Annotated in this window: 14 protein-coding genes; 11 read left to right on the top strand and 3 right to left on the bottom strand. The window is 45.6% G+C overall.

All coding sequences use genetic code 11. The features are described 5' to 3' along the window. Positions 1-18: 18 nt before the first annotated feature. The 7 genes from GPK88_RS16490 to GPK88_RS16460 all read left to right on the top strand — a co-directional run bounded on the left by GPK88_RS16490 (position 19) and on the right by GPK88_RS16460 (position 8,131). Positions 19-300: a nucleotidyltransferase family protein gene (locus GPK88_RS16490; protein WP_173762549.1), complete on the top strand. Its 282-nt coding sequence runs from the start codon at positions 19-21 to the stop codon at positions 298-300. Then, entirely contained in the window at positions 272-679 is a 408-nt protein-coding gene (locus GPK88_RS16485) for an HI0074 family nucleotidyltransferase substrate-binding subunit (protein WP_148444840.1), read from the top strand. Before GPK88_RS16490 ends, GPK88_RS16485 begins: the two co-directional genes overlap by 29 nt. A gap of 271 nt (positions 680-950) precedes the next feature. Next, positions 951-1,490: a MarR family winged helix-turn-helix transcriptional regulator gene (locus GPK88_RS16480; RefSeq protein ID WP_244094463.1), complete on the top strand. Its 540-nt coding sequence runs from the start codon at positions 951-953 to the stop codon at positions 1,488-1,490. Further along, positions 1,483-3,645, top strand: coding sequence for an ABC transporter ATP-binding protein (locus tag GPK88_RS16475; RefSeq protein WP_173762548.1), 2,163 nt, complete (start codon positions 1,483-1,485; stop codon positions 3,643-3,645). Before GPK88_RS16480 ends, GPK88_RS16475 begins: the two co-directional genes overlap by 8 nt. Next, positions 3,642-5,480 carry an ABC transporter ATP-binding protein gene (locus GPK88_RS16470; protein WP_148444838.1) on the top strand — a complete coding sequence of 613 codons (1,839 nt, stop codon included), beginning with the start codon at positions 3,642-3,644 and terminating at the stop codon, positions 5,478-5,480. The genes GPK88_RS16475 and GPK88_RS16470 overlap by 4 nt, the downstream gene beginning before the upstream one ends. A gap of 189 nt (positions 5,481-5,669) precedes the next feature. Then, positions 5,670-5,990 carry a putative heavy metal-binding protein gene (locus GPK88_RS16465; RefSeq protein WP_021977063.1) on the top strand — a complete coding sequence of 107 codons (321 nt, stop codon included), beginning with the start codon at positions 5,670-5,672 and terminating at the stop codon, positions 5,988-5,990. Between the two features lie 5 nt (positions 5,991-5,995). Then, the gene (locus GPK88_RS16460) at positions 5,996-8,131 is read left to right on the top strand and encodes a HelD family protein (protein WP_173771742.1); all 2,136 of its coding nucleotides are present in this window, start codon (positions 5,996-5,998) and stop codon (positions 8,129-8,131) included. A 107-nt stretch (positions 8,132-8,238) separates the two neighbouring features. Here the strand turns inward: GPK88_RS16460 and GPK88_RS16455 are convergent, their stop codons facing one another. Continuing rightward, entirely contained in the window at positions 8,239-9,369 is a 1,131-nt protein-coding gene (locus tag GPK88_RS16455) for a pyridoxal-phosphate-dependent aminotransferase family protein (protein WP_148444836.1), read from the bottom strand. A gap of 28 nt (positions 9,370-9,397) precedes the next feature. After that, positions 9,398-9,955, bottom strand: coding sequence for an ECF transporter S component (locus GPK88_RS16450; RefSeq protein WP_148444835.1), 558 nt, complete (start codon positions 9,953-9,955; stop codon positions 9,398-9,400). A gap of 401 nt (positions 9,956-10,356) precedes the next feature. Here GPK88_RS16450 and GPK88_RS16445 point away from each other — a divergent pair, with 401 nt between their 5' ends. The 4 genes from GPK88_RS16445 (at position 10,357) to GPK88_RS16430 (ending at position 15,319) form a co-directional block, all read left to right on the top strand. After that, positions 10,357-11,496 carry a hypothetical protein gene (locus tag GPK88_RS16445; protein WP_195567005.1) on the top strand — a complete coding sequence of 380 codons (1,140 nt, stop codon included), beginning with the start codon at positions 10,357-10,359 and terminating at the stop codon, positions 11,494-11,496. Between the two features lie 180 nt (positions 11,497-11,676). After that, positions 11,677-12,450, top strand: a complete 774-nt coding sequence (locus GPK88_RS16440) for a class I SAM-dependent DNA methyltransferase (RefSeq protein WP_148444834.1) — start codon at positions 11,677-11,679, stop codon at positions 12,448-12,450. Between the two features lie 18 nt (positions 12,451-12,468). After that, positions 12,469-13,350 carry an Hsp33 family molecular chaperone HslO gene (hslO, locus tag GPK88_RS16435; RefSeq protein ID WP_215708046.1) on the top strand — a complete coding sequence of 294 codons (882 nt, stop codon included), beginning with the start codon at positions 12,469-12,471 and terminating at the stop codon, positions 13,348-13,350. Between the two features lie 19 nt (positions 13,351-13,369). After that, entirely contained in the window at positions 13,370-15,319 is a 1,950-nt protein-coding gene (locus GPK88_RS16430) for an NAD(+) synthase (RefSeq protein WP_148444832.1), read from the top strand. Between the two features lie 23 nt (positions 15,320-15,342). Here GPK88_RS16430 and GPK88_RS16425 read toward each other — a convergent pair whose 3' ends face one another. Continuing rightward, positions 15,343-15,780, bottom strand: a complete 438-nt coding sequence (locus tag GPK88_RS16425) for an FMN-binding protein (RefSeq protein ID WP_148444831.1) — start codon at positions 15,778-15,780, stop codon at positions 15,343-15,345. Between the last annotated feature and the right edge of the window lie 39 nt (positions 15,781-15,819).

The raw sequence follows: 15,819 nt of genomic DNA, 5'->3' as shown, positions 1-15,819 counted from the left end.
GAACAGGAAAAGGTGACGATGATATTAGAAGAAGTTTTTCAGAAGATAACAGAGATATGCAGGAGAAATGGAGCTTCAAGGGTAATTCTTTTCGGTTCCAGAGCTAAGGGGACTGCGAGGGATAGAAGTGATATAGATATTGCTGTATGCGGGGTTTCTGATATGGAAAAACTTCAGGAAGAGATCGAGGATATCCCGACTTTATATACGATAGATCTGGTAGATCTGGACACCTGTGAAAATCAGTTGCTGTTGGAGGATATAGAGCAGTATGGACGAAAAATTTACGAAGAGGTATGAATCCTTTAAAAATTCTCTTGCTTCATTAACTGAGGCGAGACAACGTGATATGGAAGATTCCTTTGTATTAAGTGGTACAAGTGCGAAATTCAGCATTACCTTTGATCTTGCCTGGAAAGTAATGAAAGATATTCTGGTTCAGTATTATGCGATCACCGGTTTTGTTGCAGGATCACCAAGAGAAGTTTTGAGAGAGTCGTTTAAGGCAGAGCTGATCCAGGGCGATGAATGGATGGATATGCTGAAAGTCCGTAATCAGCTGGCACATGATTATGACGGAGTTATTGTGAAAAAATACTGTCATATCATAGTTGACGAATACATTGGAAAATTTGAAGAATTTCAGAGAAAAGTGGATTCATTGTTTTACAATATATAGAGAACAGAAAGAAGCACCCGTTTCGGATAGTACAATTCCGAAGCGGGTATTTTTATGCGAAAAATAGGAAAAACAGAAGAAAATAAATTAGCTTGGCAAATCAATTGACAGATTTTAATTGGTGATAAAAGAAACTATAAATCTTAAAAAAGTGTAAAATTCACAAAAACCAGTTGCATTTTTTGTGCAGATATATATTATATATAGTTAGCCGACTAATCAAAAAAGATACTTCTGCCTGAAAGATAAGAAATAAAAAGCAGAAGTTCTGATGGAGGAAGGGAGTGACAGAGTGTTTTGTGAGGAGGACGATGAGAAAGAGAAGCAGAGCAGTTTTTTATCTCTGTTTATGAAGGTGGACCGTCACTTTATGACGAAATGTTTTGGACAGATGCAGGAACTTGGCATTTATCCGGGACAGATCCCGGTTCTGGGACTTGTTGCCAAGAAGGATGGCTTAAGTCAGAGGGAGCTGGCAAAGATCCTGCATATCAAGCCGCCTACGGTAAATGTATCGATACAGAGACTGGAGAAAGCAGGTTTTCTTTATAAGAAACCGGATGAAAAGGACCAGCGTGTGACCAGGATCTACATGACAGAAAAGGGAAAGGAAATCAAGGCAAAAGCACTGGAACGGATCCATAAAAATGAGGCTGTGATGATGGAAGGCTTCAGTGAGGCGGAACAGTGCCTGCTTCGGAGATTTCTGGAGCAGATCCTTGTAAATATCGAAAAGATCCAGCCGGAGGAAGCCATAGAAAAGCTTCAGCCGGAGGACATGACAGAAAGGAAGGAACAGAAACGTGATTAAACTGATGAAATATCTGAAACGATCTGCAGGTTACATCGTACTCATCATTGCGCTTCTTTTTCTTCAGGCATACTGTGATCTGTCTCTGCCGAATTACACATCAAATATCATTAATGTGGGAATTCAGCAGAACGGTATTGAAGACAGTGTTCCTGAGAAGATCAGAAAGACGTCCATGGACAGTCTGAAGCTGTTTATGGAAGAGGATGATGCGAAAACTGTGGATGGATTTTATGAGGAAGAGGGAGATGATCTGGTATTAAAGGATAAAATCTCCAAAGAAGACAGAGAAGAACTCAACGATATCTTCGGCAAACCGATGGTGATTGTTTCTACTCTGACGTCCGACAGTGAGGAATCAAAGGCAGCTCTTGCAAAAATGGGAATCCCGGAAGGGACTGATCCACTGGCGGCTCTTTCTCAGATGCCTGCAGAGGCTCTGGCTGCTGTGAAGGAGCAGGTCGGAGAAAAGATCGACAAGATGCAGGAATCCATCATCACACAGGCAGGTGTTTCCTATGTTCGTGCAGAATATGAAGCTATGGGTGAAGATGTGGATGCCATACAGATGGATTACATGAAAGCAACAGGTATCCGCATGGTGCTGATGGCACTGGTCACTATGATGGCTGCAGTATGTGTGGTATTTCTTTCGTCCAGAGTTGCTGCATCTATGGGACATGATCTCCGTGGACTGGTTTATAACAAAGTCATAGGTTTTTCCAGCAGAGAGTACCATAAGTTTTCAACAGCATCCCTGATCACACGATGCACGAACGATATCCAGCAGATCCAGCAGGTAATGGCTATGATGTTCCGTATCGTGCTTTACGCGCCGATCCTTGGAATCGGTGGTGTGATCCGCGTGCTTCAGAGAGATTCCTCCATGACATGGATCCTTGGGGTGGCCATTGTACTGATCATGGCATTTATGGCAATGCTGTTCAGGATCGCAATGCCGAAATTTACAGCCCTGCAGACCATGGTAGATAAGCTGAACCTGGTAACAAGAGAAATCCTTACCGGTATTCCGGTTATCCGTGCATTCAGCCGTGAAAAACATGAGGAGGAGCGTTTTGAGGATGCAAATATCACTCTGACGAAGACAAACCTCTTTGTAAACCGTTGTATGACATTTATGATGCCGGTGATGATGCTGATCATGAACGCAGTTTCCGTACTAACCATCTACAGCGGTTCTTATGCGGTAGACAGCGGAAGCATGCAGGTTGGTGATGTAATGGCGTTTATCCAGTATGCAATGCAGATCATCATGTCATTTTTGATGATCACAGCCATGTCCATTATGCTTCCAAGAGCAAATGTATCTGCACGTCGTATCAATGAGGTGCTGGAAACAGAAGTAAGTGTTCATGATCCGGAGAATCCGGTACAGCCTTCTGAGAATGTGAAAGGTACAGTGGAATTCGATCATGTAAGTTTTGCTTATCCGGAAGCAGGAGAGAATGTTATTACAGATATTTCCTTTAAGGCAGAACGTGGCGAGACCGTGGCAATCATCGGAAGCACCGGAAGCGGTAAGAGTACGCTGATCAACCTGATTCCACGTTTCTATGATGCAACAGAAGGATCTGTAAAAGTAGACGGTGTGGATGTCCGGGAAATGACACAGAAAGATGTCCGTGACAGGATCGGATATGTTCCGCAGAAGGGCGTGCTTTTCTCAGGAACCATTGATTCCAATATCCGCTACGGTAAGACAGAAATCTCAGAAGACGCGGTGAAAAAAGCAGCAGAGGTTGCACAGGCTACGGAGTTTATCGACACAAAACCGGAGGGCTATGGATCTCCGATCGCACAGGGCGGAAGCAATGTTTCCGGTGGTCAGAAGCAGAGACTTTCCATTGCCAGAGCTATCGCAAAAGATCCGGAGATCTTTATCTTTGATGACAGCTTTTCCGCACTGGATTTCAAAACAGACAGTACACTTCGGAAAGCGCTGAAAGAACATACAAAAGAAGCAACAACCATTATCGTGGCACAGCGTATCAGTACGATCTTAAATGCAGATAAGATCCTTGTACTGGACGATGGACATATGGCAGGGATCGGAAGCCATAAGGAGCTGATGAAATCCTGCGAGGTATATCGCCAGATTGCTATGAGTCAGTTATCAGAGGAGGAATTGGCATGAGTCAGCAGAGAAGAAGAGGCCCGATGGGCGGACACGGAATGCAGCCAACAGAGAAGGCCAAGGACTTCAAAGGCTCCATGAAAAAGCTCTTTGGCTATATGGGCAGATATAAATTCCGTTTTATCCTGATGTTTATCTTTGCAGTGGCAGGAACTGCTTTTAATATTGCAGGTCCGAAGATCCTTGGAAAAGCCACTACAGAGCTGTATAAAGGCCTGGTTGCCAAGGTAAATGGTACAGGCGGAATTGATTTTGACAAGATCGGAATGATCCTTCTGTGGACGTTGGGATTGTATGTGGCAAGTGCATGCTTTTCCCTGATCCAGGGTTTTGTCATGACGGGGATTTCCAATGATGTCACGTACAATCTCCGAAAAGATATCTCAAAGAAGATCAACCGTCTGCCAATGAATTATTTCGAGAGCCGGACAAACGGTGAGATCCTTTCCAGGGTGACAAACGATGTGGATACCCTGCAGATGAGTATCAACCAGAGTATGACCCAGCTGATCACATCCGTAACCACATTGATCGGTGTATTTATCATGATGCTTTCCATCAATGTGTGGATGACTCTGGCAGCACTTCTGATCCTGCCGATTTCCATGTTTATCATCAACAAGGTGATGAAACATTCACAGAAATATTTCCAGGCACAGCAGGAGTATCTTGGAAAAGTAAACGGCCAGGTAGAGGAGAACTTCGGTGGTCATGATGTAGTAAGAGTGTTCAATAAAGAACAGGACGTGCTCAAAGAATTTGAGCGTGATAATCAGAAGCTTTATGAGTCTGCATGGAAATCCCAGTTCTTTTCCGGAATGATGATGCCGATCATGCAGTTTGTAGGAAACCTTGGCTATGTGATGGTGGCACTTCTTGGAGGCGTTTTTGCCATCAGGGGAACCATTGAGGTTGGAGATATTCAGTCCTTTTTCCAGTACATCCGTAACTTTACACAGCCGATCCAGCAGATCGCACAGGTTACAAACCTTCTGCAGTCTTCCGCGGCAGCTTCTGAGCGGGTATTTGAATTTCTTGAGGAGCCGGAGGAAGAACTTCAGCCGGAGAATCCGGATTCTATTGAGGGACTGGAAGGAAATGTACAGTTTGAGCATGTAAAATTCGGCTACAACCCGGATAAGATCATTGTAAATGATTTTTCCGCGGATGTGCATGACGGTCAGAAGATCGCTATCGTAGGACCGACCGGTGCCGGAAAGACAACCATGGTCAAACTTCTGATGCGTTTCTATGATGTAAACGGCGGAAGTATCAAGGTTGACGGTCATGATGTCCGTAATTTCAACCGCAGTAATCTCCGTGAGATGTTTGGAATGGTGCTGCAGGATACCTGGCTGTTCTCCGGAACCATTATGGAAAATATCCGTTACGGAAGACTGGATGCAACCGATGAAGAGGTGATCGCAGCTGCAAAAGCGGCTCATATCCACAACTTTATCATGCAGCAGCCTGGCGGCTATCAGATGGTTCTGGATGAGGAGACCAGCAACGTTTCCCAGGGCCAGAAGCAGCTGCTCACCATTGCAAGGGCGATCCTGGCGGACAATAAGATCCTGATCCTGGATGAGGCCACATCTTCCGTAGATACCAGAACCGAGATGCAGATCCAGAAGGCCATGGATAACCTGATGAAGGGCAGAACCAGCTTTGTCATTGCCCACAGACTTTCCACCATTAAGGATGCTGATCTGATCCTGGTTATGAAAGACGGAGATATTATTGAACAGGGCAATCATGAAGAACTGCTGGCACGAAAAGGATTTTATGCGGATCTTTATAACAGTCAGTTCGAGAAAAAAGAGGCACAGGCATAAGCTGATAGAAAGACAAAGTGTTATTATATAAAAAAAGAGCGAAGCGGATTCCGAACGTCCGCTTCGCTTTTTTACTCTATACATCCGTTCCGCTTTCAGGTATAATTCTGTAGTAAGGACTCTGAAACAGGGCTTTCAAAAAAGGCTCCGGAGTATCTATAAAAAATGAAAGAAACGGGAGGATTTACCATGATCATAACAACAACACCATCGGTAGAGGGAAGAGCAATCCGTGAATATAAAGGAATCGCATTTGGAGAAGTGATCACAGGAGTGAATGTTATCAAGGACCTTGGCGCAGGTCTTCGGAATTTTTTCGGCGGAAGAAGTGCCGGATATGAGGAAGAGCTTCAGAAAGCCAGAGAAGAGGCACTGAAAGAGCTGGAGCAGCGCGCGGCAGCAATGGGAGCCAACGCAGTGATCGGTGTGGATATCGATTATGAGGTGCTTGGCGCAGACAATGGCATGCTGATGGTTACAGCAAGCGGAACAGCGGTAGTGGTGGATTAAGGCGTATGGCAGCAGTAAAAAACGGACGGGAATATCTTACACATGTGACAGAAACTCTGCGTCACCGGATCACTCAGCTGAATGATTCCATAGAAGCAGGTCAGAAAGAAATCGAAGGGATGCACGAGTACTACTGGGAAAACTACACAGAGATGGATCAGTACGGCTATGAGAACTTTGATAACCAGCAGGCACTTCTCCATGAGATCAATGCAAGCAATGAGAAGATCGAGCTGCGCCGCAGGTTCCGGAAAATGATGGATTCTCCATTTTTTGGAAGAGTAGATTTCTGTTATGAGGGCGACTATGAGCCCGAGATCTTTTATATCGGAATTGCAAACCTTGCGGAGGAAAACGGTGGCCTTCCACTGATCTATGACTGGAGAGCACCGGTGTCCGGACTGTTCTATGATTTTGACAAAGGGCCGGCATCCTATCAGGCACCTCTGGGGGAAATCCATGGAGACATTGCTGCCAAGTGGCAGTATAAGATCCGTGGTGGAAAAATGATCTATGAGTTTGAAAGTGATGTGAAGATCGATGATGAGATCCTGAAGGCAGAGCTTGGAAGTAACGGAGATGTACAGCTGAAAAACATTATCCGCACCATTCAGAAAGAGCAGAATGCCATTATCCGAAACACTTCGGACCGGATCATGGTGATCCAGGGAGCTGCAGGAAGCGGCAAGACATCCATCGCCCTGCACAGGATCGCCTATCTTCTCTATCATGACAGGAAAAATCTGAAATCTTCTTCTGTGCTGGTGCTTTCACCCAACGGAGTGTTCTCGGATTATATTTCCCATATTCTGCCGGAGCTTGGAGAAGAGAATATCCGGGAGATGAGCTTTGATCTTTTTGCCTATAAGAGACTGAAAAATACAGTGTCAGACTGCGAAGACCGCTATGATCTGATCGAGCGACAGATCGCAGGATCGTGCGATGAGAAACTTCTGAAGGAAAAACAGTCCCGGGATTTTCTGGACCGCATGGAAGGGTATCTGGTAGAACTGGAAGACAGCCTTATGAATTTCCGGGATGTGGAACATCGTGGTGTAGTCAAAAAAGAACAGGAGATCATCGAGCTCTTTTACTTTAAATTTATGGATATCCCGCTGCTTTCCAGAATGGATGCAGTGGCGGAGTATTTCATTGATGAGGTGGAAACGCTGAAGGGATTTGACCTTCCGGAGGAAGAGCGGGAGGCAGTGAAGAGCCGTTTTTACCGGATGTACGAGACGAGAGACCTTTATGTTCTGTACAACCGTTTCCTGAGACAGGAAGGATTTCCGGCGCTTCCACAGGTACAGTATGAAAAGAGAAAGCTTCGTTATGAGGATGTGTATCCGATCCTGTATCTGAAATACCGGTTGGAAACCCAGCAGGAGGACAGTGGTGTCCGTCACCTGATCGTAGATGAGATGCAGGATTATTCCAGGATCCAGTATCTGATCATCCAGAAGCTTTTTAAATGTAAGATGACGATCCTTGGAGACCGGGAGCAGACCATGGACGGGGATCAGCAGGATGTACTCACATTCCTTCCGAAGATCTTTGGAAAAGATATCCGCAGGATCGTGATGAACAAGAGCTACCGTAACACTATTGAGATCGCTTCTTATGCAAATCAGCTTGCCGGGATCACAGAAGTGGAACTGTTTGAGCGTCATGGAAAACCGGTGGAGGAAAAAGAATTTCCGGGGCTTATCGAGGCATTGGAGCGCGTGGTGAAGGAACTGAAACTGGAGAAGCAGGCAGTGACGGAAGCTGAAGCAGACAGAATGGAAATGGCAGATATGGAGACAGCCGGTGCGGAAGGCCAGGAAGAATTTTCTTACGAGACAGCAGCGGTGATAACGAGAACTGCAGATGAGGCAAGAGAAGCATACTATATCCTTCAGAAAAAACTGGAAGCAGAAGGATTTGATACAAAGGAGCGGCTGTCCCTGCTTCACAGAGACAGTACAAACTTCAAAAAAGGTCTTACGGTTACCACCTTTTATATGGCAAAAGGACTGGAATTTGACCAGGTATTTTCGGTATTTCCGGGGGCAGACCGAAGTCCCATCGTGCAGAGAGCAAGGTATATTGCGGCAACCAGAGCGCTTCATGAATTGTATATGTATGAAATAACAGAATAGAAAGTAACAGAAAACGCTGTAAAGGGAAATCGTGGTGCAAGAGTCCTTTTACAGCGTTTTTTTGATGATTTTTTTGATAAAGAATCAAAAGATATAATAGAGCTGTTTTATTTCATGTTTTCACAGAAGATCTCTTCCATAGATCCGGTAAGTGCAACACCCAGTTTTCGTAAGGTTCCGTCCAGAGCATGGAAAACTTCACGTACATTGTAGAAAGTTGCATTGTTTCCCATGTGGCCGATGCGGATGACCTTGCCTGCGAGAACGTCGAAAGAACCTGCAAGCATGATGTTGTAGTCTTTTTTGACTCCGTCCAGGATCGCAGCGGCTGTGGTGCATTCCGGAACTTCAAAAACAGTTACAGTGCTGGAATAGCCGCTGTGGAGATACAGCTTAAGTCCGGCTCCTGTAATGGCCTTTCGGGAGGCTGCGGCGATTTTGGCATGGCGTGTAAGGATCCCGGGATCATCGGCAATGTTGTCAATAGCAGCCCGCAGGCCATAGATATCGCTGATCGGCATGGTATATGGAAACCATTTTTCTTCATAATAATGTGCAAAGGTTGTGAGATTTGCGTAGAAAGAAGCAATGGGTGTCTTTCTTTCAGTCATTGCCTTCTTTGCATCGCTGCTGACTACAACAAAGGTAAGTCCCGGAGGTGCGGATACCACTTTCTGTGATCCGCCGCACATGATATCAATCTGACATGCATCAATGTTCAGTGGTTCGCCGAAAGAAGCAGAGACAGAATCTACAACGGTAAGGATTCCATATTTTTTAAGAAGGGGACAGATGGCAGCGACATCGTTGAGCATACCACTTGGAGTATCGCCGTGAACTACGGTTGCATATTTGTAGTCATGGTTATCTGCAAGAAAATCTTCCAGTTCCTTCACATCGAGGGTATTCCGGTAATCTCGGGTATAAAGTTCCGGTTTGCCTCCGTACATGGAAACAAAATCGGCAAAGCCTTTTCCATAGATACCATTGTCGAGAACGAGAACCTTATCTCCAGGCTCAGTCATGGAAGCGATGGCAGCCTCCAGACCAAGAATACCCTCACCACTTAAGATGAGGGTTTCATTGGAGGTGTGGAGAAGAGAACTGATCTTCTCGCAGGTTTCTTTATAAAATTCGACAAAATCTTCGTCCAGATCCGGGTTGGTGCATTCCAGGCTTCTTGCCAGACGGACGTTTTCTGCGACCTGTGTAGGTCCTGGTGTCATGATCTTATACATAAACTCACCTCTTGTTTTCTTTGGTTATTTATTTTTTTAATCCGGTTTTTTTTGCTGCAAGGTTTAATGGTGTGATCACTACGAGAACGATAACTGCTGCAACTCCGATCTGTACCAGGTTTCCAGGAATGGAAGATACCGGTGCCAGCGGGTTTCCATAGATGATAACTTCTGCGATGTAGTAGCCGACAACCTTGATCGCGCAGGCTGCGGCGATGGCGATCACATACCATTTCATGTTCTGATGTTTGTGGTCTTCTGTGATCTTACCTACGGTGAATCCCATAATGCCTACAATGATAAGAGTAAATGGTGCCCAAAGTGTCCAACCGGAGAGAAGGTCGAACAAGCCCATTCCGATTCCGCCTGCGATGGCTCCGGTTTTCTTTCCAAATAAAATGGCACCGATGAAGAGCGGTACATTTCCAAGGTGGATCAGTCCGCCGTTGGCTGCAATTGGAAGCTTGACATTAATAAATGCTGTGAAGATATAAGTCAGTGCAACAAATACGGCTGTGATGGTGAGAAACTGAACAGATGAAAGCTCCTGATCAGTTCCCTGAGATGTCTGAACTGCTTTTTCCATAGTTATGAATCCTTTCCCGAAAACATCTTTATATAGATGTCCTCTTTTCATATGTTTTTGGTTGGATATACTTTACAACATGAGTGTATACGAATAAAGATACAATTATCGAAAAAAAAAGAGGGACAGATTAAAAGAAAACAGAAATTCCGTATCGGAGACGTAAAACCGGAAATACAGAATCTGATATGGAATGGAATAAGATAGGCACATCTGGGGAGATTATAATATAGGAAAAAGTCTGTACGGAACAGGATATTTGTTTACGGGATATTCATAAAGTACAGGGAGAAATCAATTGACAAAGTTGTAATAAAATCGTAAAATGTAGCAAAGAGTGTGTTCAGGAGTGAATATTCCGGACACACTTTGTGACTGATGATGATTATGAGGAGGATACTATGAAGAATAAAAAATTTATCGCACTTTTAGCTATGACTGTTGCTCTCTCTGGTGTCATGACTGCATGTAGTTTCGGAGGTGGAAAAGAGGACAGCGTGGTTGTGGAGTCTACTCCTACTCCTACACCTGCGAAGAAAGCGACAGCTACACCAACTGTTGCGGCAGATGCACAGAACACAACCTACACATCCAAGGATAAATCCGTAGCGATTAAGCTTCCGGATGCAACCTGGGCTAATAAATCCGATGAGACAGATATGTTAAGCTTTGAGTCTCCGGATCAGGGTAAGATTCTGATCCTTCACGGTTCTGGTGCAGATCTGGAGTCTGCGGTAATCCCGAATTCACAGGATATGGCCGTTTCCATGACACAGGCAGAGAACATGGTCAATGGAACTGATTTTGAGATCCAGGATTATAAGTCAGACCAGAAAGATGGAATCAATATCTATTCCTACACCGTAAAATACAAAGATACAACCAAGAGTGATGGTTATGTATATGCCATCAATAAATATTTTGTAAATGACAGCGAGTACTACAGCATTGTGGCTTCTGTTAAAACAGAGGATGCTCTGAAGAAGGTACAGGAGTCTGTGGACAGCTTTGCAATCCTCGGAGATTCCACGCTGAAGAGTGCGGCAAGTGGTTCCGCAGCCAAGACTGCAGGTACAGGCGATGCAGCAGCTTCTTCTGACGGAAGTGCATCTTCTGATGGTACTGCAGCAGATGGAACTTCTTCTGACGGAACAGCAGCTTCCGATGCAAGCACCTCTTCTGATGGAAGTGCAGCAGCGGACGGATCATCCACAGATGGAAGCGGCACAGCAGATGGAACAACGTCTGACGGTTCTTCTGACGGAAGTACATCTTCCGATGGAAGTTCTTCAGGGGCTATCGTAAATGGTGGATTTACAGATGAGCAGCTCAGCAACACCGATGAGACAAGAACTATTTACAGAAACTCCGATGGTAAACCACGTGTTATCGTTCCGGACGGAAACGGTGCATGGATGGATAACGAAGGAAACCGTTTCACCTTCTCTTCTCAGTATGACTGTGATGTATATGAAGAGGATGGAACAAGTTTCTACTGGCATGGAGAGGCAGCAGATGTATACTATATGCCTGTACAGTAAAGCCTGAATCAGTCCCAATAGTATTCGGTTAAATAAGAGTTCCGGGATCACAGCTTATGTGGCTGCGGTCCCGGATTTTTTGTACCATATTATGTCAGAGGCGTATACTTATGCAGGAAGACATGATATAATGTGAACGCTGCGGGCGATGAAACGCCCGGAAAATATTTGGAGGTTTTTATGGAAGCATACAGCGATTTTGCCAGAGTTTATGATATCTTCATGGACAATGTGGAATATGAAAAATGGGCGGAATATCTGATCGGAAGCCTTAAGGAATACGGAATTGAAGAGGGGATCGTGCTGGAACTTGGCTGCGGGACCGGAGTGATGACGGAACTTCTGGCAGAGTCCGGTTATGATATGATCGGCGTGGATAATTCCGAGGAAATGCTGGGCGAGGCCATGGAAAAAAGGGCAGAGTCCGGCCATGAGATCCTTTACCTGGAGCAGGATATGCGGGAGTTTGAACTTTATGGAACAGTACGTGCTATCGTTAGCGTCTGTGACTGTATGAATTATATTACAGAGGAAGAAGATCTGCTTACCGTATTTAAGCTGGTGAATAATTATCTTGATCCGGATGGAATTTTTATATTTGATATGAACACCCCGTATAAATACCGGGAAATGCTTGGAAATACTACCATTGCGGAGAACCGGGAAGAGGGAAGCTTTATCTGGGAAAATGAATTTGACGAGGAGACAGGGATCAACGTTTATGACCTGACTCTGTTTCTTCCAAGAGAAGACGGTCTTTATGAGAGAGACGAGGAGATTCATTACCAGAAGGCCTACGAGCCGGAAAAAATCCGGGAACTGCTTGAAAAGGCGGGACTGATTCCGCTGGCAGTTTATGATGCATACACCAAGGATGCACCGAAGCCAGACAGTGGAAGGCTGACTTTTGTGGCAAGAGAACATGGCAAGGGAATTTCGGCAGAAGAGAAATAAAGGAGGAAATTTTTTTATATGAGTGATTATATTGTAAGAGCAACAGCGGCAAACAGCCAGATCCGTGCATTTGCGGCTGTGACAACAGATATGGTGGAGGCAGCGAGACAGAATCATAATACCAGCCCGGTGGCAACAGCGGCACTGGGACGTCTCCTTACCGGCGGAGCCATGATGGGAGCGATGATGAAAGGGGAAAAAGATCTTCTTACACTTCGTATCCACGCAGGCGGACCGCTGCAGGGGATTACGGTAACTGCAGATTCTCACGGAAATGTAAAAGGTTATGTAGGAAATCCGGATGTATGTATTCCAGCAAACAGCAAAGGCAAACTGGATGTTGCGGGAGCTGTGGGTGTAGGTTTTATGGATGTGATCAAAGATATGGGACTGAAAGAGCCGTATGTGGGTCAGGTTGCACTTCAGACTAGTGAGATTGCGGAAGACCTTACCTATTATTTTGCCACCAGTGAGCAGGTTCCGTCTGCAGTAGGACTGGGTGTGCTGATGAATAAGGATAATACGGTCCGTCAGGCCGGCGGCTTTATTGTGCAGCTGATGCCGTTTGCAGAGGAAGAAGTGATCGCAAAGCTTGAGGAAAACGTATCAAAGATCGATTCTGTTACCAGCCTTTTGGAGCAGGGCCATACACCGGAAAGTCTTCTTGAGAAAGTACTGGAAGGTTTTGACATCGAGATCAATGATACACTGCCCACACAGTTCCACTGCAACTGTTGCAGAGAACGTGTGGAAAAGGCGCTGATCAGCATTGGAAGAAAAGAGCTCAACGAGATGATCCAGGAAGGCAAGGACATTGAGATGAACTGTCATTTCTGCAATAAAAATTATAATTTTACAGTGGAAGATCTTAAGAGAATCATAAGAGAGTGCAAGCGATAAGCCGCAGGAGGAAGAAAAAATGAAGCATGGTTTTATCAAGGTGGCAGCAGCAACGCCGAGAGTTACCGTTGCAGACTGCAAGGCAAACGGGGAGGAGATCCTGAAAGCCATTCACGAAATGGAAAAAGAGCATGTCAAGCTGATGGTATTTCCGGAATTCTGTATCACAGGATATACCTGCCACGATCTTTTTCTCCAGAGATGTCTTCTGGACAGCGCGTGGGATGAACTTCTGCATATTGCAGACGAGACAAAAGAGACGGATGCCCTGATCTTTGTGGGACTTCCGCTGCGTCACAGAGGCAAGCTTTATAATGTGGCAGCTGCCCTGAATCATGGCCGTATCGTGGGCTTTGTGCCGAAGACCCATATTCCTAATTATAACGAGTTTTATGAGCAGAGACAGTTTGCCGGTGCAGAGGAAGAAGATGTGGAATTTGTGGACTTCCTGAAGGGCGTGAAAAATGAGGAAGATGAATTCTGGGATGAGATTCCTTTTGGAACAGACCTGATCTTTGAGTGTGAGGAATTTCCGGAATTCACTGTTGCGGCAGAGCTTTGTGAGGATCTCTGGGTTCCGGCACCGCCAAGTATCCGTCATGCCATCAACGGCGCCCATATTATCGTCAATCTTTCTGCCAGCGATGAGATGGTAGGGAAAGATTCTTACCGGAGAACTCTGGTAAGCGGGCAGTCTGCACGGCTGATCTGCGGATATATTTATGCAAGCGCAGGAGAGGGCGAGTCCACCCAGGATCTTGTGTTTGGCGGACAGAATATGATCGCGGAAAATGGCTCCATGCTTGCGGAAAGCAGACGTTTTGAAAATGGTATCATCTACAGTGAGATCGATGTACAGAGACTGGCCGATGAGAGAAGAAGAATGTCCACGTATCCGGCGGTTTCCACCTGCAGCCATACAAGAGTTGGTTTTTCCGTAGAAGAGGAAGAAACCGAACTTACCAGAACGTATCCCCAGTATCCATTCGTTCCGTCTGTGAAGGAAGAACGTGATGAGCGTTGCGAGGAAATCCTGAATATTCAGGCCATGGGACTTAAGAAACGTATGGAACATATCCACAGCAAGAGTGCGGTGGTAGGGCTTTCCGGCGGACTGGATTCTACCCTGGCGCTTCTTGTAATGGCCCGTGCTTTTGACCGGATGGGAATGCCGAGAGAGCAGATCCACTGTGTGACCATGCCATGCTTTGGAACAACAGACAGAACCTATCAGAATGCATGTAAGTTAAGTTGCTGCCTTGGTGCAAAACTTACTGAGGTGAATATTAAAGAGGCGGTAAATGTACACTTCCGGGATATCGGACATGATCCGGACATCCACGATGTGACTTATGAGAACAGTCAGGCACGTGAGCGTACCCAGATCCTGATGGATACGGCAAACAAGGAAGGTGGAGTTCTTGTGGGAACGGGAGATCTTTCCGAGCTGGCTCTGGGGTGGGCAACCTACAATGGTGATCACATGTCCATGTATGGTGTGAATGCTTCTGTCCCGAAAACACTGGTACGTCATCTGGTACGTTATTATGCGGATACCTGCGGGGATGAGGAACTGAAAGAGGTTCTTCTGGATATCCTGGATACTCCGGTCAGCCCGGAGCTTCTGCCACCAAAAGATGGTAAAATCGCTCAGAAGACCGAGGATCTGGTAGGACCTTATGAGCTTCATGATTTTTATCTGTATTATATGCTGCGTGCAGGATTTACACCGGATAAAATTTATCGGCTTGCCTGCCTGACTTTTGAGGGAATTTATGATAAAGAGACGATACTGAAATGGCTGAAAACCTTCTACCGGAGATTTTTTGCCCAGCAGTTTAAGCGTTCCTGCCTGCCGGATGGTCCGAAGGTAGGTAGTGTGGCGCTTTCTCCAAGAGGAGACTTAAGAATGCCAAGTGATGCCAGTGCAAGAATCTGGCAGGATGTGTTGGAGAAGATTGAAATCTGAAAGTAAAAAGAAAAGCGGAGAGCTTAGGTGTTCTCCGCTTTTTTTACTGCGTCTGTGATGGCTGAAAGGAGTACCTGGGAGGTGTATTTCCGGTCTCCTGCATACTGAATGTCCTCCAGGGACTGGCTGGAATAGATCTGGCTTGCCAGAGAATCCAGAACCGGCTCCATGAGAGGGTAAGAAGCTTTTGTGGTTTCGCTTAAGTTTACCAGACGGATGGCTTTGATCTTGTCGGCGTTTACGGTGACTTCCACATCGAAGGTATTGTCATTAAGGGTGATGGAAGAGGTATATACGCCCGGTTTGTAGCGGGATTTTTCGCTGGCTGTATCACTGGCAGTTTTTCCGGGACCGAACATGAAGAAAAGGATAACAGCCAGAACAACAGCCAGAGCCAGAAAGACGGCTGTGTAGATGATCTCTTTCATATGTAGGACGATGATCCTGGTTTTGGAACTCATGGCGCACGCCTCCCGAAGCTTTTTATATAGTTTATTAAA

Source organism: Blautia sp. MCC269, assembly GCF_018785655.1.
Lineage (GTDB): Bacteria > Bacillota > Clostridia > Lachnospirales > Lachnospiraceae > Blautia_A.
Note: the sequence above shows the minus strand (reverse complement) of the source record. Positions and strands in the feature narration are given on the sequence as shown.

What these genes read in the sequence shown, in the direction of transcription:
- GPK88_RS16455 (WP_148444836.1), bottom strand. Translation starts at nt 9,369, where the DNA reads ATGTATAAGATCATGACACCAGGACCTACACAGGTCGCAGAAAACGTC.
- GPK88_RS16460 (WP_173771742.1), top strand. Translation starts at nt 5,996, where the DNA reads ATGGCAGCAGTAAAAAACGGACGGGAATATCTTACACATGTGACAGAA.
- hslO (WP_215708046.1), top strand. Translation starts at nt 12,469, where the DNA reads ATGAGTGATTATATTGTAAGAGCAACAGCGGCAAACAGCCAGATCCGT.
- GPK88_RS16480 (WP_244094463.1), top strand. Translation starts at nt 951, where the DNA reads ATGGAGGAAGGGAGTGACAGAGTGTTTTGTGAGGAGGACGATGAGAAA.
- GPK88_RS16470 (WP_148444838.1), top strand. Translation starts at nt 3,642, where the DNA reads ATGAGTCAGCAGAGAAGAAGAGGCCCGATGGGCGGACACGGAATGCAG.
- GPK88_RS16450 (WP_148444835.1), bottom strand. Translation starts at nt 9,955, where the DNA reads ATGGAAAAAGCAGTTCAGACATCTCAGGGAACTGATCAGGAGCTTTCA.
- GPK88_RS16485 (WP_148444840.1), top strand. Translation starts at nt 272, where the DNA reads ATGGACGAAAAATTTACGAAGAGGTATGAATCCTTTAAAAATTCTCTT.
- GPK88_RS16490 (WP_173762549.1), top strand. Translation starts at nt 19, where the DNA reads ATGATATTAGAAGAAGTTTTTCAGAAGATAACAGAGATATGCAGGAGA.
- GPK88_RS16445 (WP_195567005.1), top strand. Translation starts at nt 10,357, where the DNA reads ATGAAGAATAAAAAATTTATCGCACTTTTAGCTATGACTGTTGCTCTC.
- GPK88_RS16440 (WP_148444834.1), top strand. Translation starts at nt 11,677, where the DNA reads ATGGAAGCATACAGCGATTTTGCCAGAGTTTATGATATCTTCATGGAC.
- GPK88_RS16430 (WP_148444832.1), top strand. Translation starts at nt 13,370, where the DNA reads ATGAAGCATGGTTTTATCAAGGTGGCAGCAGCAACGCCGAGAGTTACC.
- GPK88_RS16425 (WP_148444831.1), bottom strand. Translation starts at nt 15,780, where the DNA reads ATGAGTTCCAAAACCAGGATCATCGTCCTACATATGAAAGAGATCATC.
- GPK88_RS16465 (WP_021977063.1), top strand. Translation starts at nt 5,670, where the DNA reads ATGATCATAACAACAACACCATCGGTAGAGGGAAGAGCAATCCGTGAA.